This window comes from Rubripirellula amarantea, assembly GCF_007859865.1.
GTDB classification, from domain to species: Bacteria; Planctomycetota; Planctomycetia; order Pirellulales; family Pirellulaceae; genus Rubripirellula; species Rubripirellula amarantea.
The window spans coordinates 672934-693598 of record NZ_SJPI01000001.1; the positions used below are offsets into that span (position 1 = coordinate 672934).

Annotated in this window: 16 protein-coding genes; 12 read left to right on the plus strand and 4 right to left on the minus strand. The window is 53.6% G+C overall.

What is annotated here, in order from left to right; genetic code table 11:
* Positions 1-3: 3 nt before the first annotated feature.
* The 5 genes from hydA (at position 4) to Pla22_RS02520 (ending at position 6686) form a co-directional block, all read left to right on the plus strand.
* Positions 4-1392 (plus strand): dihydropyrimidinase, encoded by a 1389-nt coding sequence (hydA, locus tag Pla22_RS02500; RefSeq protein ID WP_146513193.1) that lies wholly within the window; start codon positions 4-6, stop codon positions 1390-1392.
* Between the two features lie 41 nt (positions 1393-1433).
* Positions 1434-2069, plus strand: coding sequence for a phosphoesterase (locus Pla22_RS02505; protein WP_146513194.1), 636 nt, complete (start codon positions 1434-1436; stop codon positions 2067-2069).
* Positions 2070-2082: 13 nt separating this feature from the next.
* Complete coding sequence (locus Pla22_RS02510) at positions 2083-3234, plus strand: cysteine desulfurase family protein (protein WP_146513195.1); 1152 nt, start codon at positions 2083-2085, stop codon at positions 3232-3234.
* Between the two features lie 194 nt (positions 3235-3428).
* The gene (locus Pla22_RS02515; protein WP_146513196.1) at positions 3429-5540 is read left to right on the plus strand and encodes a hypothetical protein; all 2112 of its coding nucleotides are present in this window, start codon (positions 3429-3431) and stop codon (positions 5538-5540) included.
* A gap of 513 nt (positions 5541-6053) precedes the next feature.
* A complete protein-coding gene (locus Pla22_RS02520; protein WP_146513197.1) occupies positions 6054-6686 on the plus strand; it encodes a response regulator in 633 nt (210 codons plus the stop codon).
* Positions 6687-6918: 232 nt separating this feature from the next.
* Here the strand turns inward: Pla22_RS02520 and Pla22_RS02525 are convergent, their stop codons facing one another.
* Positions 6919-8715 (minus strand): 30S ribosomal protein S1, encoded by a 1797-nt coding sequence (locus Pla22_RS02525; RefSeq protein WP_146513198.1) that lies wholly within the window; start codon positions 8713-8715, stop codon positions 6919-6921.
* A 590-nt stretch (positions 8716-9305) separates the two neighbouring features.
* Here Pla22_RS02525 and rpiB point away from each other — a divergent pair.
* Positions 9306-9800 (plus strand): ribose 5-phosphate isomerase B, encoded by a 495-nt coding sequence (rpiB, locus tag Pla22_RS02530; RefSeq protein ID WP_146513199.1) that lies wholly within the window; start codon positions 9306-9308, stop codon positions 9798-9800.
* Between the two features lie 161 nt (positions 9801-9961).
* On the opposite strand, the gene Pla22_RS02535 is transcribed toward rpiB, so the two are convergent.
* Positions 9962-11191 (minus strand): chorismate synthase, encoded by a 1230-nt coding sequence (locus Pla22_RS02535; protein WP_146513200.1) that lies wholly within the window; start codon positions 11189-11191, stop codon positions 9962-9964.
* A gap of 239 nt (positions 11192-11430) precedes the next feature.
* On the opposite strand from Pla22_RS02535, the gene Pla22_RS02540 reads away from it, so the two are divergent.
* Positions 11431-12450 carry an acyl-CoA desaturase gene (locus Pla22_RS02540; RefSeq protein ID WP_146513201.1) on the plus strand — a complete coding sequence of 340 codons (1020 nt, stop codon included), beginning with the start codon at positions 11431-11433 and terminating at the stop codon, positions 12448-12450.
* A gap of 68 nt (positions 12451-12518) precedes the next feature.
* Here Pla22_RS02540 and Pla22_RS02545 read toward each other — a convergent pair whose 3' ends face one another.
* Together Pla22_RS02545 and Pla22_RS02550 are read right to left on the minus strand one after the other, a co-directional pair.
* Complete coding sequence (locus Pla22_RS02545; RefSeq protein WP_146513202.1) at positions 12519-14384, minus strand: sulfatase-like hydrolase/transferase; 1866 nt, start codon at positions 14382-14384, stop codon at positions 12519-12521.
* A gap of 223 nt (positions 14385-14607) precedes the next feature.
* Positions 14608-15018, minus strand: a complete 411-nt coding sequence (locus Pla22_RS02550; RefSeq protein ID WP_165440489.1) for a hypothetical protein — start codon at positions 15016-15018, stop codon at positions 14608-14610.
* Between the two features lie 767 nt (positions 15019-15785).
* On the opposite strand from Pla22_RS02550, the gene Pla22_RS02555 reads away from it, so the two are divergent.
* The 5 genes from Pla22_RS02555 (at position 15786) to Pla22_RS25830 (ending at position 20582) form a co-directional block, all read left to right on the plus strand.
* Complete coding sequence (locus Pla22_RS02555) at positions 15786-16940, plus strand: hypothetical protein (protein ID WP_146513204.1); 1155 nt, start codon at positions 15786-15788, stop codon at positions 16938-16940.
* A gap of 353 nt (positions 16941-17293) precedes the next feature.
* Positions 17294-17926: a DUF1573 domain-containing protein gene (locus tag Pla22_RS02560; RefSeq protein ID WP_165440490.1), complete on the plus strand. Its 633-nt coding sequence runs from the start codon at positions 17294-17296 to the stop codon at positions 17924-17926.
* 39 nt (positions 17927-17965) lie between these two features.
* A complete protein-coding gene (locus Pla22_RS02565; protein WP_165440491.1) occupies positions 17966-19651 on the plus strand; it encodes an ArnT family glycosyltransferase in 1686 nt (561 codons plus the stop codon).
* Between the two features lie 38 nt (positions 19652-19689).
* The gene (locus Pla22_RS02570; protein ID WP_242631753.1) at positions 19690-20292 is read left to right on the plus strand and encodes a DUF1559 family PulG-like putative transporter; all 603 of its coding nucleotides are present in this window, start codon (positions 19690-19692) and stop codon (positions 20290-20292) included.
* 14 nt (positions 20293-20306) lie between these two features.
* A complete protein-coding gene (locus Pla22_RS25830; RefSeq protein WP_261343140.1) occupies positions 20307-20582 on the plus strand; it encodes a DUF1559 domain-containing protein in 276 nt (91 codons plus the stop codon).
* Positions 20583-20665: the final 83 nt, after the last annotated feature.

Here is a 20665-nt window from a genome sequence, read left to right on the forward strand (position 1 = left end):
GCAATGAAATTACTAATTAAGAATGGTCGGATCATCACGGCGGACCAAGACTACGTGGCCGACATTCTGGTCGAGAACGAAATCGTCTCACAGATCGCAACGTCGATTGATACCGATGCTGATGAAACGATCGACGCTTCGGGGAAGTACGTATTCCCCGGATTCATCGACCCACACGTGCACATCTACTTGCCGTTCATGGGCACGTACGCCAAAGACACGTACGATTCGGGAAGTCGAGCAGCCTTAGTTGGTGGAACCACCACGTTGATCGAAATGTGTTGCCCGGCTCGCAATGAAGATCCCATAGAAGCATACGAACTTTGGAAAAGCAAAGCGGAAGGCCTATCCGCTTGTGACTTTTCGTTTCACATGGGAGTGACGATCTTTGATGAAACCACTCCCGACAAACTGAAGCAGATTGTCGACGACGGAATCACATCGTTCAAAGTTTTCTTGGCATACAAAGGTGCCTTTGGTGTCACGGATGAAGAGCTGTTCCACACTTGCAAATTGGCAAGCGAACTCGGCGTGGTCGTTACGGCGCATTGCGAGAACGCTGACCTTGTGAGCCAACGGCAAGCTGAATTGATTGCTGAGGGCAAACTCGGCCCTGAGTACCACGAACCATCGCGTCCGGTCACCGTGGAAGCGTCAGGCGTTCATCACTTTTGCACGTTCTTGGAAATGACCGGCGCGAGCGGTTATATCGTCCATACGTCTTGTCGTGACGCAGTCGAAGCCGCGATGCCGTTTCGTGATCGCGGAGTCGACGTCACTTTGGAAACGGTGATTCCCTACTTGGTGCTCGACAACACCTATGCGGAACTTCCTAACTTCGAAGGTGCCAAGTACGTGATGAGTCCGCCAATTCGCGATAAAACTCACCAGGCATTTTTGTGGAACGCGATCGCATCAGGAACCATCTCAACGGTTGCTACTGATCACGCACCATTTGATTTTGCAGGGCAGAAAGAAATGGGGCGGCCACCCGAGTCGAATTTCACCAAAATTCCTAACGGGATTCCTTCGGTCGAACATCGCGCCACCTTGCTTTACACCGCAGGGGTGTCCACAGGCCGCCTCAGTTTGCGACGGTTTGTTGAGTTGGTTTCGACGAACGCCGCCAAGCAGTTTGGGATGTTCCCTCAGAAAGGCACTATCCAGCTAGGGGCTCACGCAGACCTCGTGATTTGGGACCCTAGCTATCGAGGAACCATTTCGGCAAGCTCCCACGTGATGGATACCGATTACGACGGCTTTGAAGGTTTCGAAATCACTGGTCGTCCCGAAGTGGTGACTTGTCGAGGCCAAGTTTCCGTGCGCGACGGCAAGTTTGTGGGAAGCCTCGGACACGGAAAGCTCGTTCAGCGGTCTACAAAGGCAGAGTGATCCCGGTAAGATGCGTCATTCGCAGCTCACTCGTTTCGCACATGCCGGAGACCCAAGCGTTGACCACAACGACCACCGAAGAACACATTCTCGTGATTCCCGAATCGTTCATCGCTTCGATCGGCACGATTGAGGGCTTTGAAAAGGACGTCGATCGTTTCTTAAAGCCGATCTTGCAGAGCGATCAATTGTCGTTTCAACCGCGTGGTCCCATGGAAGTGGACCCGACTTACAAACAGTTGATCCCGTATGTGTTGATGGAATACACCGACGACGCCGGCGAAGTGCACCTGTTTACGTACACGCGTGGCGGTGGCGGTGGTGAATCTCGACTCCATGCCAAACGCAGCGTAGGTATCGGCGGGCACATTAGCCGCGAAGATGCCGACGGGGCAGGGGAGTTGTACGAAACGGGAATGCGACGAGAGTTGGAAGAAGAAGTACAACTGACGTCCCAGTACAGCGAAGAACGTGTGGGATTAATCTATGACCCATCCAATGATGTCGGCAAAGTTCACCTGGGCGTTGTTCATATTTTCAAGCTTAGCGAACCCCGTGTGCAGAGCAATGAAGATGACCTAACCGATGGCGGGTTCGTTAGCTTGGCAACGCTTCGCCAAGAGAGCGATCGGCTTGAAACGTGGAGCCAACTCGCCATCGAGGCTCTGTATTCTTGATTCGTCTTTACTCATGATTTACCTCGACCATCACGCGACAACGCCATGTGATGCTCGCGTTGTCGAAACAATGTTGCCTTGGATGACCGAAAAGTTCGGGAATCCTCATAGCGATCATGCGATGGGACGCGAAGCAAGCGAGGCGATCGAACAAGCCTTACAGACGATCGCGGATGTCATTGAGGCTCCGGTAGATTCGCTCATTGTGACCAGCGGCGCGACGGAGTCCAACAACTTGGCGATCCGCGGCGCATGCCTGCACCCGCGTCAAAAAAAACGACACATCGTTTCCGTCGCAACTGAACATCCCGCAGTGCTCGATGTGCTTGAAGACATGCGGCGAGACGGTTTTCGGGTCACGCTTGTTTCCGTCGGCGCCGACGGGACCGTTGACCTGGATCACATTGCCCGAGTGATCGATGATGACACGGCAATGGTATCGGTGATGTGGGCCAACAACGAAATTGGCACGATCAACCCAATCGAGCTCATCGCGGAACTTTGCCATGACCGAGGAGTGTTGCTGCATAGCGATGCAACCCAAACGCTCGGGCGGATTCCGGTTAACGTTATCGGTTCGGATGTGGACCTCACCAGCTTTTCGGCTCACAAGGCTTACGGCCCTAAGGGTATTGGAATTTTAGTCGCGGGCAACGGAAATCGCCGTGTGCGATTGCGGCCACAGATCGTAGGTGGCGGACAACAACACAACTTGCGTAGCGGGACGCTCAACCCGGCCGCGATCATTGGCATGGCGAAGGCATTTCAGCTTTGCAAAGAAGAACTCGCTGCGTCGACCGATCGCATCAATGCTCTCAGAGCTCAGCTTTGGAACAAGCTTTCGCAGAAGATCACTGGCTTGACACTCAACGGTCCTGCTTTGGATTCCTCGCTCCGGTTGCCGGGAAACCTGAATTTCTCAGTTCCGGGAATTGAGGGTGAAACGTGGTTGGTCGCGACGGACGACGTTGCGTTCAGCACCGGCTCAGCTTGCAGCAACACTAAGGCGGAACCGAGCCATGTGCTGCGTGCGATCGGATTGAACGAATCGCTAGCAAGGCAGAGTGTTCGTTTCGGGATTGGACGCCACAATACTGAAGATGAAATTTCGCTCGCCGTTGATCGCTTGGTGATGTCGTACGAGGAGATTTCACCGGGCCGCTAGCCCCCGCATTTCCCCCAAACACCCAAAGCTCCGTTTCCCGCTGCCAATTACCCACTGAATCTCTCTTTACCCCACGTCGGGGTTGGGGTTAACCTTTGGCCATCAAAACCCCAAGAATCCGTGGTGTGGCGTTGGCCATCACGACCGAGGTCAACGGACTTGGTTTATCCCTAGGAAACTCGAAGGATTGAGCGATGGGCGGAGTCCCAATGCTGCTGATGATGATTGCCGCAGCCGGCGTCACATACGGATGGCAGCCAGACAAAAGCGGCGATCAAGCAACCGCGGTCGAGTACATTGTGCAAGTTACTCCACATGAACTTGCGCAAATCGAACAGATCGGCGAGATCAGCAGCGTGATCGATCCCGAGGTGCGCGGTTATGTTTCCCGCGTGGTCATCCGTGTGGGCACAGGCACACCGCCTTGGACTCTTCCTAAAGCTTTGGCTGAAGATCGAGTGGCACTGCTCAAACCCGATCCGCAAGCCGGAAGCGGATTCAGCATGCCTTCCTCGCTGCAACAATCCGCCAATAACGCTGCCGCAAACACAACCAACGCACTCCGTGGAGCCGTCGATCAAGCCGGCCGAGACATCGCGGCCCAAGGCCAGCAATCCGCGAACAATTTGCTCGATCGAATTCGCGGCACCGGTCAAAACGCCGACGATCGTGCCGTTATCTCGCCGCCATCGACTCGGTCGACCAATTCAGCAGCCACGAACAATAGTCCTTTCGCAGCCCCCGCGCTTCCGGGATCAACAGACCTTCAAAACAACTACGCGCAAGCCCGAAGCGGAGGTCCATCCACCGACCCCACCACTTCTCGCGACAACGCGTGGGATCGTTATGGCGCAAATCCGAATCTAGCGGGCACGTCCCAACCCAGAACTACCGCTCAGTCCAACACGCGTTTAGCTGCCGGTCCCACAACCGCCGACCGCAATGCTCAATCTGCTGCTAGTCGAAACACACAATCGCGCAGCGCGACCGGACTTGGACCAAGTGACACGTTCGGCCGGATGCCATCAGGCCTGAGCGATCCGACAACTCGCGATTACAGCCGAAACCAAGCTCAATCGGCCTCCGTCGACGATCGCTCACGCACCGGCTACGAAGACCTCGATAGCCGTAGTGGCTTGGGCGACCAAGGCATCTACACCCAGATCGGACAAACTCAACAGGACTTTGCCGGCGGTAGAACGAACACCCAATACAACGGTTTCGACACCGCAGCTTCCCAAAATCGAGACCTGATACCGGCAAACCGAAGTAGTCAAACCGCAACCAGTAATTCAGGTCAATCTCAGTACAGCGTCCCATCCTTCGCGGATCGCACGCAAAGCAGCAGCCGACTTCAGGCCCGCAATCCGAACCTCACCAATGCTGAAATCGCTGCCGGCGGCTGGGACTTCGACGCGTACAATCGCCTGATCGATAGAAACGGCAACGTTATCCCTGAAGCGGCATCGCAGCTTGCCAATCAAGCAACCGGCTCGAACCTTGGCAACACGACCGCCACCGACGCTTGGCTCCGTGAAGCGCAAGCCGCACAAAGCAACGCCAACCGAACAAGCAGCAACCCGTACCTGAGATATGACGATCCACGCCGTGTCGACACCAGCACGAACCTCGCCGGCGATGCGACATCGAACTACAATCCATCGCTTCAAAATCCGCCGAGTCAAAATTCGGGAAATCTGAACTGGCCAAACACCGCTTCTAATCCATTGTCCAATCGTGATATGACGACGGCAGCTTTGGGCGGTAACGGTAGCCCCAACCTTGGTTATCCCAATCAAGCCGCGTCGATGAATGCAAACTCATCGCTGAACGGTAACGGTCCGTTGATGACCAACTATGCCAATGGTCAAAATCAACCTGCCGCGAATGACTACCGTTATCCCAATACGCAAACCAGGGATCCAAGTGGTTACAGCCCCAATGGTTATGGCACAGCTAACGGCTACCCATCGGCGGGGGGCTATCCGAGCCAAAGTTTCGACAACAGCGCGGCGATCATTGCAGCACGTCAGCCGTCACCGCAAGACAGCGTTCGATCCACGAGTCCCCCCAGCGTTGACCCGGTCTCGATGTCTGATTTGGGTACCTCTTCCGCGACCAGAACTCGTCAACCGATTGAGCGTCCTAAGCAGGTTGCAGCTCAACCGCTTTTCAACGGTTTGTTGCTAGTATCATTTGTGGCCAATATCTATCTGCTGTTTTGGCTCAAACGAATTCGGTTGCAGTTCCGAGACTTGGTGGCCGCTAAACGAGTCGCCAACTCGGCCTCTGTTTCGGCTTCTTAGCAGGCAAACCATAGCGTTAGCGGTTTACCGCATCGAAGCCCTGGTCGAGAACCCTTGCTTGGATTGTCGCAAGCCTTCCTTGCCAGCGTTACAGATGTACACCCGAGCGGGGGAGCCCTAGCGGTCAACGCCGCATAATTATGCATTGCGTGCTGCAAAATATTTAAAGCAATGCTAGCAGGTACACCCTAGCCAACCGTGTAAGATAAGATTACCCCATCTAGGGTGATTTTAGAAATTTTGCGTGGCGCCGTCTCACTCATTCGCCCTAGTATGTTTGAGGGGCGATTGGCTTCTTTAAAACTTAAAAAAACAGAGCCAATTTGGATTTTCCGAGGCGGCTTAGATGGTTAGACTACGCTCCCTATTTGAGGGGTGGCCTTACAGGACGCACCCTCGTGTGAGGGTGACATTAAACGCATGGTAGCGAATCGCTCTCCACGTCGGCCAGAAGATGGTGATTCTTCCTATCCGACAAGAGTTGCACCTTTTCTTTCCCGACTGGAAATACGAATGACAAAGAAACTACTAATTGTGGATGATCACGAAATCATCCGATTGGGCCTCAACTTGATGCTCAAGGACACCGACATCGAGATCGCCGCTGAAGCGACGTCCGCAGCCGAAGCGCTGGCGGCAGTCGAAAAGTCGGTACCCGACGTCGTGCTGATGGACATTCGGATGGAAGGTGGAGACGGGCTAAACGCTCTGGGCCGCTTGAAACTCGATCATCCTGATTTACCGATCGTGCTGTTCTCGGCCTACGACAACCCAACGTACATCGCTCGCGCGGTCGCTTTGGGAGCTTCCGGGTACGTGCTTAAGTCTGCTCCGCGTGAACGTTTGATTGACGCCCTTAACACGGCAGCATCGGGCGAATCAGCTTGGACACGTGAAGAGCTTCGACGCGTCACAGGTGCCCTGGCAACACCACGGTTGAGCCAGGACATCGAAGTTCCACTTACCCAACGCGAAAGCGAAGTCCTTCGTCAAATGGCTTTGGGCCTGACGAACAAGGAAATCGCCAAGATGCTTGGAATCAGCTACGAAACAGTGAAGGAACATGTCCAACACATCCTTCGCAAGATCGGCGTTAGCGATCGTACTCAAGCCGCAGTTTGGGCGGTCCGCAAGAAGCTTGTTTAAGCAGAACGCGTGAGTTAAGCAGAATGCATTGGTCTAGGCAGAACGCCAAGACCCTCACTTCTAACACGAAAAAACCCTTCATCTGATGATCAGATGAAGGGTTTTTCTTTTGTCGTAAGTAAGCAGGCCGTCAAATAGATTGCTAAGTAGACCGCAAGTCGCCAGTCGCCAGCGGTAAGCTGGCCAAAAGGCCGGTTTGCACCGGCCTTTTTCCATGACGGAATTCGCTTGCTTATTCGCCGGTTGGGAAAAGCGGGCCTTCGCCGCTTCCAAGTCCGCCCTTAAGATCGCCGTCTTCGACGTTCGGCATGCCTGCACTGGCTTCGGCTGCTTCAGCAGCGGCGGCTGCACGCTCTTGCTCTTCGCCCCAACCGACTCGCTTAAGCGACAAGCCAATCTTGCGTTCGTCGGTATCAACGCGAAGCACTTTGACTTCGATGTCTTGGCCGACCTTGACCACTTCTTCGGGGTCTTCAACCTTGTGCTCGGCCAATTCGCTGATGTGCAACAGACCTTCCAAGCCATCTTCGAGACCGATGAAGACACCAAAGTTGGTGATCTTGGTGACCTTACCTTTGACCAATTGGCCGGGCAGGTAGTTATCGGGAATGTCGCCATCCCATGGGTCGTTATCAAGCTGCTTGAGCCCAAGAGCGATCCGACGACGACTTTCGTCGACGCTGAGGATACGACATTCGATTTCCTGGCCCTTTTCCAGCATTTCGCTCGGATGGCCAATCTTGCGAGTCCAAGACATATCCGAAACGTGCAACAGGCCGTCGATTCCCTCTTCCAATTCGATGAAAGCACCGTAGTTGGTGAGGTTTCGAACCTTGCCTTTGACGTCTTGGCCTTCGGGGTAACGCTCGATGACTTCGTCCCAAGGATTCTTTTGGGTCTGCTTCATGCCGAGCGAAAGCTGTTGGCCTTCGGGATCGACACCCAGAATTCGGACTTCGATGGCATCGCCAATGTTGACCAATTCGCTCGGGTGATTGACTCGCTTGGTCCATGACATTTCTGAAATGTGGACCAGACCTTCGATACCGGGCTCGAGTTTGACGAACGCACCATAGGACATGACGTTGACGACTTCGCCCTTGTGATCGCTTTCGACCGGGTACTTGGTTTCGATGTTTTCCCAAGGATTGCGGTCCTTTTGCTTCAAACCGAGAGCAATCTTTTGCTTTTCGCGGTCGATGTGCAGAACCTTGACGTCGATTTCTTGGTCGATCGAAACCATTTCGGTTGGGTGACCGATACGTTCCCAGGCCATGTCGGTGATGTGCAGCAAACCGTCGATTCCGCCCAGGTCCACGAACGCACCGAAATCGGCGATGTTCTTGACGATACCCTTGCGAATTTGGCCGGTTTCCAGCTCTTTCATCAAGTATGCGCGGTCTTCTTCGCGTTGACGTTCGATCAACGAACGACGGCTGATCACGATGTTTCGACGAGTATCGTCGATCTTCAGCACTTCGGCTTGGATCACGCGACCAATGAAATCGCCGATGTCGCCGGGACGGCGAATATCGACTTGGCTGCCGGGCAAGAAGACGGGAACACCGATGTTGACCAGCAATCCGCCTTTGATTTTGCGAGTGACCGTGCCGGTGACGACTTGGCCTTCGCTGATTTCGCTGATAATGCGTTCCCACTCGATGATCGACTCAGCCTTCTTCTTGCTGAGCGAGATCATGCCGTAGGGGTCATCGGCGGCGCCGAGTTCGTCTTCCATTTCCTCGATGAGGACTTTGACGATACCGCCAACAACGGGCTGTTCTTCTTCAGGGCCCCACTCGGTGACCGAGACGGTGCCTTCACTCTTGAAACCGACGTCGATCAGCACCCATTCGTCGTTTACTTCGACGATCTTTCCGTCAACGATTTCGCCTTGAGCGTAATCCTGCTCTTCTTGCTGCAGGTACTCGATCAGCCACTCTTCGGCTTGTTCATCCGGGGCCAAAACGGCCAATTCGTTGGAAAGGTCGTCGTCGTCGAGGTTGCGAATGAGGTTGCGATTTACCATGTTTTTGATTCAATCCAGGTGCAAACGGTTTGACGAAGCTCGGCACCGGTGGCGTGTACGCGAGGCCAAAAGCCGTTAGCAAAAGGGGGTTAGAGGGGTTTCTTGGAAAGCCACCGAAAATTTTGATCTTCTGACGTCAGTCACCGCTGATCTTGCGAACTGCGCAGGAGTGACCCGCGCATGGTCGCGTAACCTATCAAAGCCAAAAATTCGTCACAACAGCTAACCTCGGGGTTTGTCGCGGTTTCACGGCAATACCTTGCTTAAACTGGCTACCCGAGGCCCGGCATCTGGTAGCCAAACGCCCAATCGACGATGATCGGGTACACCAGCGGTTTATCAGCACCGGTGCCAGCGGATTATCCGCACGGGAAATGGAACACCGGATAAGCCAACGAGTCACCACGCGGCCTTCACCGGTCGCTCGACATCTCTGGCCGCTGAACAAAGGCTTCTGCACCACACCCAGGTCTTGTTCCCTTCGATCCAGTTCCCTTCGATCCAGGCCTCGTTCCCGCCAGGCCACGTTCCCTCCGCTATTTTCGTTTTCTGTTCATCCACTCGTTCTTGCCACACGCCAACTGGCCACCATGTCGAACTCAGCCACTCCGTCGTTTCCGCTTCGCGTTGCCCTGGGCGGCGACCATGCCGGCTTTCCGCTTAAATCCGCCATCGTCGAGCGTTATGGATCGCTGCTGACGAGCCTGACGGATTGCGGCACCCACAACACTGAAAGTTGCGACTATCCAGACTTCGCGATTTCGGTCAGCCGCGAGATCATCGAAGGCCGAGCCGACAAGGGCATCGTGGTTTGTGGCAGCGGTGTCGGTGTCAGCGTGGCAGCCAACAAGATCCCTGGCATCCGTGCTGCGATCTGCCACGACACCTACTCGGCTCATCAGGGCGTCGAGCACGACGATATGAACGTGCTATGCATCGGAGGCCGAATCATTGGCAGTGAACTGGCGTTCGAAATCATCGACGCGTTCTTGAAAGCCAAGTATGAACCCGGTGAACGTCACGCTCGAAGGCTCGACAAAGTCCTTCAAATTGAAGCGAAGGGTCTAGGGATCCTAAACGCTTAACGTACTTGCCCGTCTAGGTATCCGGACGCAACGAAAGAAGCCTTGCCTGGCAAAATCTTCCCAGGCCAAAGTTCTACCAGGCCCAAAGTTCTACCGAGCCATAGTCCTACCAGGCCAAAGCCTTACGGACTTGACTGGGACCAATACCGCAAGCCGCTCGATTACCACAGCTTGTGCGAATCGACATCAATGCATCGGGCTTGATGCGATAAAACGGCGTTAGCCAACTCGATCGCCATGCGTGATTCCAAGGTCACGCCCGCTCGTACTCCGACGCAAGGATCATGTCGGCCTTTTTCAAGTTCGAAATCGATCTCTTCCAGGTTCTTTCGCACGGACTTTTGAGGCAAATTGATCGTCGAAGTGGGCTTAAACCCGACCCGCATCACGATTGGCGTTCCTGTCGTGATGCCACCGATCATGCCGCCATGCGTGTTGCCCTGGTATCCGTCGCTGCGAATGGGATCGTTGTTTTGACTGCCCGTTCGCTCGATCACATCGGTTCCAGATCCAACTTCACACGACTGCACAGCGTTGAGTCCGCCGAGTGAACCCATCAATCGCACTTTCAAGCTTTGATAAAGCGGGTCTCCGGCGAGTGCTGGCACATTCACCGCGACCACTTCCACCGCCGCACCGATCGAATCACCACGTTTACGAGTTTCTTTGATCAACTCGGCGGCTTCATTGGCGAACTTAGCATCGAGCGTCGCGATTTCATTTTCGCTCAATGATGCTTGCCACTTTGCGATCGCGTCGGCGGAAACGTTGCCGGTACCGACTTCCGCCGCCAGCGACTTGCCCGCCTTCAACGGTCCCACTTGGTAAATCGAAGACAAAAACACAGTCCCAAACTTATCAAACAGCATCGCACGGGCCACTCCGCCCCCGATCACATCGCTGATCGTTGATCGGTAGCTGCTTCGACCACCACCACGGACATCGACAAACCCTTTGGATTGATGGAACTTAACCAGGTCGGTATGGCCGGGCCGAACTTCACCTTGATCGCCGATTAGCTGCGTGTAGTCGCCGGACTTCTTAGACGTCGACAACACCATCGCCGCAATCGGTTCACCTGTGGAGAAGCCTTCGTCGTAGCCTTCGGTAGAATACTCGGCACCATCGACTTGAACGCTGATTTGATTGCCGGCAAGAAGTTTCTGTGAGTCCTGTTGAAACAGCCCTGACAGGAATACGACCTTGTCCTTTTCATTGCGGGGCGTGCCGTGCTTATTGCCGCCCGGCCGACGTCGATCGAGCAGGCTTTGGATGTCAGATCGGCGAATATAGATTCCTGGCGGGCATCCAAAAACGATCGTTGTTACCGCTGGACCGTGAGATTCACCGGCACCAGCCACGCTAAAGAAAGGTCCGCCGAGAGTTTCCATGGATCCATCGCACTACGAGAATGTTCAAAGAACCCAGCATAATCCGCGATGCCGACGGCGCAGAGGCCTGCATAAATCGCCTGACCGCTTCGATTTCTAACGGGTACACCTCCGGTGCTGGAATTATTAGCTGGCTTGGAAAATTTGCGGGCCGTCAGCTTCGCTGCTCGTGTTAAGGTGTGGCTGAAAATTTGAACACATTGTTCGTTTTCCCAGGACCTTTTACTCGATGGACCGCGATGTCGACCGTCACCGAACCTGCTGAAAATGCCGATTCCACAGTCGTTGAACTCCTCAAAGACTCGTCTGAAACTAAACAAGCAAGTTCCCCCAGTTCCCAAGCACGCCCCGCTGGTGCGACCCAAAAGCGGGTCCGCTGGGACTACATGATCGTGTTCGGTGCGGTTCACGCAGCGGCGCTTTTGATTTTTGTCCCGTACTTCTTTAGCTGGCCGGGCGTAATCGCGTTCTGCATCAGCATTGTGCTTTTCGGTATCCTTGGGATCCCCATCGCCTTTCACCGAATGCTGGCACACAAGAGCTTCAAATCGCCCAAGTGGTTCGAGCGAACGCTGGTAACGCTTGCCATGTGTACCGCACAAGAAACGCCCGCGCGATGGGTCGCGTGGCATCGAAAGCATCACAGCCACAGCGATGAAGTCGAAGATCCACATTCGCCGCGAGTGAGCTTTTTGTGGTCGCACTTGGATTGGTTGCTGCATGAAAACACCAGTTCGATGTCTACGTTTACGCTTTACCACAAGTACGCCAAGGACATCTTGGACGATCCTTACTACCGCTGGCTCGAAAAGTTGCCGCAAGCCGCAGGCATCATTTTCTTCGTTCACTCGCTCGTCTACCTGAGCCTTGCTGCGATTGGTTCAGTGATCGCGTTCGGCCTGACCGCGGAAGCAGTTCAGATGACGGCCAGCATTTTCGTTTGGGGCGTGATCGCGCGAACGGTCTACGTTTGGCACATCACGTGGGCGGTCAACTCGGTGACTCATTTGATCGGCTACCGCACTTACGAAACGACCGACGACAGCAAAAATTGTTGGCAAGTCGCGTTGCTGACCTTTGGCGAAGGCTGGCACAACAACCACCACGCTGACCCGGCCGCTGCATCCGTCCAGCATCGTTGGTGGGAAGTGGACCTGAACTATTACATCATCAAGACGTTCGCTCTCTTCGGCCTAGCCTACGACATCATCCCACCGAGGCATGTGCGTAAAGCTCGCTCACTAGCCAAAAGCAAGTAAGCGATTTCAGCCCAAGCAGCAGGCCGACGTCTATCCAGCACTAGCGTCGCGGCCGGCTCGTTGCAGCGTCAAGGTTGGGCCATGTGATCGAGCAAACGGCCAACGTAACCCCCAACTCGTTCCGGTGGGTCAAAGCTGCGAGGCAACTCCGCCAACCGAGCTTTGACGGATTCACTTTTTGGCACTCTCATGTCGATCACGTTTAACGCCGCGGTCGCAACATAGTGGCCGTAGTCTTTAACGTTCGCGAGTTCAAGCAAACGATCACTGGCTTGCTGGTGCATTTCTTTCTGTCCGCTGCTGAGAATTCCATCGCAGGCTGCGACAGCAACGCTCGGCGAGTCATCTTGCATGAGCGGCAGCAAGCTGGCAGTTTCGCCCTTCAACGCGAGGCCTCGAGCACCCCAAAAACGAAAGACGGGTTGTTCATCACTCGCAAGCTCTAAAAGTGAATTGGCACTAAGATCGCCGCTGGTCGCATCCCAAGCGGCATTCACAAGTCGCGTGAAATCAATTTGTCCGCTCAGGGCGAACTCTCGAGGCGATGTTTTGTCCGCGACTCGGTGCATTTCTGCTTCGGGAAACAAGCCCATGTCGGCCGTGGAAACCATCCAGTCCTTCAACGCGGACCGAAGTTCATCTAGCTTCGCTTTCTGATTCGGATCGGCCGCGATATTGTCCACCTCGTCGGGATCGGATTGCAAATCAAACAACTCCTCATACGGTTTGTTTTGCCAAAACTTAGCTTGCGATTCATTCAGTTCTCCCGCGTCAAACATCGCTTTCCAAACCGAGGTGGTCGGTGTCTCGAACATGAAGTCAACATGCTTCAGATATGGGCGATCCGGATAGAAGTGTCGCATGTAGACGTACCGACCATTGGTCACGCTACGCACCAAATCGATCCGTTCATCCATTCGACCTCGATAGCCAAACAAGTAGTCCTTTTCTGGTTTGGCCTTGGCTCCTGCGAACGCGACACCTTGCATATTGGTGGGTGCTTCGAGCCCGGCTAGCGAACAAAGTGTCGGTGCAAAATCGACGAATGCGACCTTCCGCGACGTCACACCACCGTTGGAATAGTCGGCGGGTGCGAGCGAGCGGAACGCTTCGGGAACATGTACCAACAACGGTACTCGCAGACCTGAATCGAAAGGCCAGCGTTTGCTGCGCGGCATGCCGCTGCCGTGATCACCGTAGTAAAACACGATCGTTGAATCTGCTAAGCCGGCCTCTTCAAGCTCGCGAAGTGCCTTGCCTACTTCACGGTCCATCGCTGTCATCTTGTCGTAGTACTGCGCCCAATCGTGCCGGACTTCTGGCGTATCGGGATGATAAGCGGGCAACGGCGCTTTGGCGGGATCATGGACTAATGTGTGAGGGCGAACTCGGATCTTGCTTTCGTGCGTGATGGTGAAGTTGAAGATATGAAAGAACGGTGTTTCTTTAGTGGGACGACTCTTGTAGTGAGCTTTCTTGCCGGACTCATGCCAACCCGCTTCTTGCGACGTGAAGTTGTAGTCCGTCTTGGTGTGATTGGTGCAGTAGTAACCGGCCTCACGAAGCAGTTGCGGATACAACTTCATGTCGCTGGGCAGCGTTACCCCGCTTCGCATGTGATGCCCGCCCAAGCTGGTTGCATACATGCCGGAGATCAGCGTGGTACGCGCTGGCGCACAAACCGGTGCGTTAGACCAACATGTTTGATAACGCAACGACTTGGTGGCCAAAGCATCAATGTTCGGGGTATCCGCATAGGAATCACCGTAGCAACCAAGTTGCGGGCCATTGTCCTCGCTGACCAACCATAGAATGTTTGGTTGCCCAGTCTTGTTGGAGGAAACTACCTGGGTTTCGTCGGCACTACTAATGCCGCTCGATACGATGCCAAACGCGAGTAGCAACGCAACGGAGAATAGGTTTCGAAGATTCATGGGGGGGGACAACGGAAAGGGCAGGATGGACACGGAAGGGGCAGGGTGGACGCAGAACCGAGTTGTTCTGACGTACCATCCTAACCACTCCCGCAAGTCGGTGGGCCGCGACGCAACAACCATCCGACCACCATCATTCCCAACTCAAACGCCGTCACCTCTGGAGTAGCGAGGGCTAGGGCGAACCGAACCAACTTATATCCTAAGCTGGCTCTAGCGATCGTCACCTTGGCTTGACCCCAGAGGCATGCGATTTTTTTGCGGCAACGATGCCTCGACCGTGATCGGCACCACCAGCCAGTTTTGCAAGCGACTCGATCATCGCTTCGTGTCGATTCGCGGCGGCTCGCTCGTGCTTTTCACGCTGCGAAATTTCACGCCGCGTCATCTCTTCTTCTCGGACTCGCAAGAAGTAGCCTCGCAGTAAGATCGTGCCGCCAATCACAAGGCTGGCGAGAAAAACCAATCCACCTTGCGTGTACAACGCGTTCTCAAGTCGGCCTTCCCACGAGTCCTCCGATGGCCAATGCAACATGATCTCACGCATGACCAAGTGACCATGCGACAAGACCATCGTCGACGCCATCGTGATCGCGCACCAAAGGGTCGTGATCATTCTTTGCTTCGGACTCATCTTTCACCTCCCCGATTCATTTCGGTTCCATTACAGACAACGAGTCGCGAAACGGGTTCGCAAGAGAGCACGCCGTGCGTTACTCAAACTGGCAATAAATTTGAATCGGACTTTTCTATTCACCACGCTGGATAACACCTTGGTCTCGGGCAAATCCGCCGACCTCACAATTTGCTGAAAATTTGATCTTTCTCGTTGAAAAAAAAATCGCCCCTTACAGTCGTTTAATACTGCGAAGGGTCCCGCAAGCACCGGAGCGTCGTTTCACGTTCGTATTGGAGGATGGGTTGTCACGAAATGTTTCAATGCTATTTCCCTTATCGGCGTTTTTGTTTGCCTGTCTATCGGGCTGCTATCAGCAACCACCCACACTCTGAGAGATCGGGGGCTTGGATCAAATTTGCTGACCAAGCTAGGCGGTTTCGGTCCCGAGAAAGGATGTTCCGGTGAAGGCAATAATCCTTGTCCGCCAAAGAACTTCAATCTCGCGCCGGGAACCCCGTGCAACGCAATTGAGAACCCCGTGCAACGGAACTGGGAACCCCATGCAATGGAAATGGAGTGTTCGATAGGTGCTTCAATGGCCCAGAGGACAAGACTTGAGATCCGTTCATTGACTTGGGAAGACTCTGGAAAGCAGCCGGAGTCCGAAATGGCGGGAACGATAAGAATTGAAATATGTCCGGGCTTACCCCCTTTTGATATGTTGACGTAACCGAGGGTTAGCCTTCACTGACTTTAAATGGAAGATTACGAGTACAGTCATCATGTGCTGGATTGCTAAGTATCGTTCCACATTCCTAGCGAGTCTTTGGTTCACCTGGTGCGTCTTTACCAGTACACCCGGGGTGGGCATTGCGAGTGATTTGCCGGATGCCGATGAGATCAACCGGGAGAGTTGGGCTCGCGATTATTTCTACGGGAAAAAGTTCCGGTACGAGGTAAAGATCACCGATCACGCAGATACCGAGCAGTCGAGTCTGTACGCTGGTCTTGATGAGATCGCTTATCAAGGAACTCGGGAACTCGTGATCGGGCGTCCAAACAGACCTGGTGGATTCGCTCCCATTCGCGTCATCCATTTCCAAAAGAATCAAGGTGAGCCGCATACCGACGAAGATCCGCTGATGACCTATTTCAACGGATCTGATGGCAAAGAGTCCAGAATTTTCGAGAGGCGACTGTTAACCAATTTTGCCGGGCAGGGGAATGGCTTGTCCTACGGTCGGGTGCATGTGGCATTTGCCATTTACGTTCTCTCAGATGACCCCTTTTTGAATGCGTTGACACCGGCGGTGTCCAAGTTTGTGGGAATCGAAAGCAGTGAATCCAGGCCATCGGTAAAGGACGATTTCTCAATTACTTTGGTCAAGCATGTCGCTGACCGGGATGCGATGGAATTCACTCCTAAGCTTGCCGAGCTTACGAACCTTGCCGAGCGTACCGAGAGGGCGAACATGCAGTACGTGGTCAGTTCTTGGCCCGAATACTTGACCCTTGAAAGTTGGGACCGCAATATCAATCCCCCAAACACGAGAGCAACGGGATTGTCGGTAACGGAACTCAAAACACATGGCGACCATCGTTACCCAGAGAAGGGAAAACGCGTTACCCACTTTCAGTCGCAGGAGTTTCGATTGCTTGAGATTACTGATCTGAGCGATTCTGAACTTGCTTCCTTTGAATGGTTTCCGCCATGGCCCACGGGTACAAGCATCTTTGTTGAAGCGGAATTAAAGAGGAAGGAGATTCCTTTTACTTCCGAAGAGCGAAAGAAAATTCGAGCGAGGTCGGTCGAAAACACGCAATCAAAAGTCGAGGCAGCAAAGGTCCCTTACTTCTGGATGAATGTTGTCCTGGTAACCATCATCATTGCGCTGTTTCTGCTGCGTTCTTGGCGACAGGAACAAGCGCATGCTTAGTTCGCACGGAGACCTGATTCATAGCAGCGATCTTACTTTGCTAGATTCGCAAACCAATGAACGACTCAAATTTGCAAACGATGATTTGATCGAACTTCCAATCATGGCAATCTCCCCTGAATCTCTCCAGCCTTCGTTTGCAAAGTTTGTATTTTCGTTTTTTACGCATTTGATACAGTCCAGTTGGATCACACTGGCGGGGCTGTTGACCCTCGTTTGCATTACTTTCTCCAAGCGAAAGCGATCGGGGCTTTCGAATGCCTAACGTGAATTATCCCCGGTTATGGATTAGTTTACTGACTGTCGTTGCGGTGCTTGATTGCGGTTGCAAGCCAAACAATAGACAAGCAGGATTGAAGTTTTCAGAACCCGAATACCATTTTGGAACCATCCAGTCCGGCGAAGACGAAACGCGAACGGTCGAACTTCGCAACCCTGGTAGCACGGCTATGCGAGTCGACCGTGTGGTGGGCAGTTGCAATTGCTTCGAGATTGATCAAGCTCCCATCGAGCTAGAGGCAAATTCAAGCTGCGCGATTGAGTTACGATTCAGCAGCGTGATTGGTGGCCCGAACGCTTACAAAGTACGGGCAATTGCCAATGACCACACGCTTTGCGAAACGATCGTTCGCTTTGAGGGCAGAAGGGAGCTGACGTTAATTCCTCCGAGGGCTTTTGTAGGCACATTGCGTGTGGGTCCTCAAACATCCGATGTGCTAATCCCTGTCGCTTTCCGCGTTCGTAACGAACACAATTTGCCCCTGACGGCCATCAAGCTCCAATCGCTCCTAACCGATTCCCCGCTGAGGGTGACGTTGGATGATTCGGACTTTGTGGATTCAGGTTCATTTCTCTTGAACGTTCGAGGAAGCCGCGAAACTAAGCAACGCGGATTTCATCATCAACCGGTACGGTTGGACATCGCACACGGTGATGGTTCGAAGACCATCGAAGTGATCATCATTGCAGACCTGCACAATGAATGAACCCAACACTCGCGCTGGCCAACCTGGTTTTCAACGTTGGTGGTTTGTTTTTTGTCGTTCACCATTTGCATCATTCAGGTAACTTTCTTGGCGGTCTCGGCGTATCGGTGCTCGCCGGTGCGAGACGAGTTTGGCCATTTCTATGCGGGGCTGCAGTACTGGAAGTACCAAGACATTGAAACGTTCAACGTCAACCCGCCGTTGATCCGAGCATTGGGAACTTTGCCTGCCTTCATGCTTTGGAAAGACGTGCCAGTCATCGATCGGAATCACGAAGCCGCTGATAGCGATATTGAACTCTACGTATCGACGCATGTTGTCCGAACTCGGCACGAATTCGATGACGGTCACCGCTTATATGCGAAGCATCCCGGTCAATTTCGACACCATCTATTTTTGGGGCGGCTTTTAGTCAGCATGTTCACCTTGCTGGGCACGCTGACGTTACTGTATTGGGGAACGATTTGTTTTGGTAAATCGGGCGGACTGGCTGCGGCGACCATATGGGCATTTCAGCCACAGATCATCGCTCATGGATCGCTGATCACCAACGATGTTCCCGTTGCGGCCGGGATGCTGTTGGCGTGTTGCGGATTTGCGGCTTGGTGTCGGCAACCGTCTTGGACCAAGTCCCTCTGCGGCGGACTGTTTCTCGGGATTGCCACGTCCTGCAAGTTCACAGCTTTGTTGTTGTGGCCTGTTTTTTTGCTGTTCACCGTTTTTGTGATCGCAAAAAATTGGCAACACGCCTTCATGTTAATCTTGCAGTCTAGTTTAGCGGTAGTCGTTGCACTCTTGACCGTTGCAGTCCCATACCGGTTTGCGGACGTGGGTAAACCGTTGGGAGAAATTCGCTTCTTGTCCGATCAAGTGGTCGGCACCGCGTGGGACGAAACTCAGCCACGATATCAAGATCGTTGGTTCGCCAGAGTGCCGTCGCCGGTGCCGATGGAATTTATCGTGGGGATGGATCGCCAGCAGTTTGACTTTGACATGGGCTTGTCGGGTTACGCTGCGGGCACTCTATCACAGCATGGCTGGTGGTGGTTCTATATTTACGCGATGCTGGTCAAGTTGCCATCGGGGACGTGGTTAGCCATGATCGCGAGTCTTGTTTGTGTCTACATGCAAAACAACCGAACTCTATCCGTGATCGCGACAGTTGATGTTGCATTGGCGGCAGTGATGGCGTTCGCGATGCTGCAAATCACGGCCTACAAGAGCGGATTTGCGCAACAGCATCGCTACATCTTGCCACTCTACCCGTTCATTTTCTTTTTGACCGGGTCAATCTTTCGGTGGATTGGCCAAGCATCCTTGTACGGAAAATTGGTGTGGGGCGGGGTCGGCCTGACGGTTTTATCATGTATAGCAGTCGCCCCGCATTGGCTAGGTTTTTTTAACTTGCCGTCGGGAGGTTCGCGCTATGGATACAAACATCTTTTTAACGACGCCACCGATTGGGGCCAAGATTGTTATTTGGTCCGACAATGGCTTGAAGACCACCCCGAAATTCGGCCAGTGAATATTATCTCAGTCAATGGCTTTCTCTATCAAACGCCTGAATCCATGCGATTGCCCGAGAATGTAACAATCAGCCAGCAACAAGAGCGATGGACAGTGGTGAGTAAGCATGACTTGGTTATCACACGCGGCGCAGCGTATCGTGATCACGAGCCGTCGTTTGAAATCGGTAGTAGTCATTTCGTATATGAGAATAAATAGTCATCCCTTGGTGCGCTAAGAACGAAGAGGAATGAACGATGGCCCATAACGCATCACGGGTTCAACTCGGGTTGACCATCATAGAACTGTTGATTTGCATCGCGATCGTCGGCCTGCTCGTATCGCTGATAAGCGGTGCGGTACAAAGTTCACGCGAGGCTGCTCGACAAACTCAATGCCTCAACAATGTTCGTCAATTGAGCCTGGGTCTTCAGCAACATCACAACAAACTGCGAGCTTTCCCAACCAACGGCGGGGCTGCACCCGAAAGCATGGTTCGGGCGGCAGATGGTTCGATGGTGACCATCGGTACCTACGACAACTCTACCACCGAACAATTTTGGTGGGGTGTGGGATTCCCGGGCGGGACACCAGAAAATCAAACCGGAAGCTGGGCATACGCCATCTTGCCTTCGATTGAGCAAGCCGACTCTTACCAAAACATTTCTGTTGAATCAGCAGGGCCATTGTACCGTTGCCCCAGCCGAAGCCGAAGCAATCCAGCCGTGGTGACCGCGGACGAGTATGGGGTTTACACCACTGGCGGGCGAGCGTGGGCACAGACTGATTATGCCGGAAACCTATTTGTAATCCGAGACATGCCCGACGCGCTCGAGATTCGGCCATCCTGGATGGGCTAAGTCAAACCATCGCGCTGGGCGAAAAGGCATTTGATCCCGCCATCCACGCGGCTACCACGTGGTACTTCGACGAACCAATCTTTTCCGGTGGTAGTCACGGAACTGTTCGCGGGGGAATGGTCATTGAAACTGACGCCCCTGGAATTTCGTTCCACAACAATTGGGGATCGCCGCATTCGGCCGGAGCGGTCTTCAGCCGACTCGATGGCTCAGTCGAAATGGTTACGACACAGATCGACGTTGAACTGTTTCGCAGCCTCTTGTTCCCCCATGACTCGGAAGTTCCTTAAGTCGATTCTATCGCAACCGCAACCATCGCGAGTACTGACTCTTGAGTCGGCGAAGTGGTTCGAACAGGTCGAGGTTCGAACAG

Excerpts from the sequence above, each read along its gene's own strand:
- Pla22_RS02555 (WP_146513204.1), top strand. The coding sequence starts at position 15,786 with ATGTGCTGGATTGCTAAGTATCGTTCCACATTCCTAGCGAGTCTTTGG.
- Pla22_RS02525 (WP_146513198.1), bottom strand. The coding sequence starts at position 8,715 with ATGGTAAATCGCAACCTCATTCGCAACCTCGACGACGACGACCTTTCC.
- Pla22_RS02570 (WP_242631753.1), top strand. The coding sequence starts at position 19,690 with ATGGCCCATAACGCATCACGGGTTCAACTCGGGTTGACCATCATAGAA.
- Pla22_RS02550 (WP_165440489.1), bottom strand. The coding sequence starts at position 15,018 with ATGAGTCCGAAGCAAAGAATGATCACGACCCTTTGGTGCGCGATCACG.
- Pla22_RS02510 (WP_146513195.1), top strand. The coding sequence starts at position 2,083 with ATGATTTACCTCGACCATCACGCGACAACGCCATGTGATGCTCGCGTT.
- Pla22_RS02505 (WP_146513194.1), top strand. The coding sequence starts at position 1,434 with ATGCCGGAGACCCAAGCGTTGACCACAACGACCACCGAAGAACACATT.
- hydA (WP_146513193.1), top strand. The coding sequence starts at position 4 with ATGAAATTACTAATTAAGAATGGTCGGATCATCACGGCGGACCAAGAC.
- Pla22_RS02545 (WP_146513202.1), bottom strand. The coding sequence starts at position 14,384 with ATGAATCTTCGAAACCTATTCTCCGTTGCGTTGCTACTCGCGTTTGGC.
- Pla22_RS02535 (WP_146513200.1), bottom strand. The coding sequence starts at position 11,191 with ATGGAAACTCTCGGCGGACCTTTCTTTAGCGTGGCTGGTGCCGGTGAA.
- Pla22_RS02540 (WP_146513201.1), top strand. The coding sequence starts at position 11,431 with ATGTCGACCGTCACCGAACCTGCTGAAAATGCCGATTCCACAGTCGTT.
- Pla22_RS02520 (WP_146513197.1), top strand. The coding sequence starts at position 6,054 with ATGACAAAGAAACTACTAATTGTGGATGATCACGAAATCATCCGATTG.
- Pla22_RS02515 (WP_146513196.1), top strand. The coding sequence starts at position 3,429 with ATGGGCGGAGTCCCAATGCTGCTGATGATGATTGCCGCAGCCGGCGTC.
- rpiB (WP_146513199.1), top strand. The coding sequence starts at position 9,306 with ATGTCGAACTCAGCCACTCCGTCGTTTCCGCTTCGCGTTGCCCTGGGC.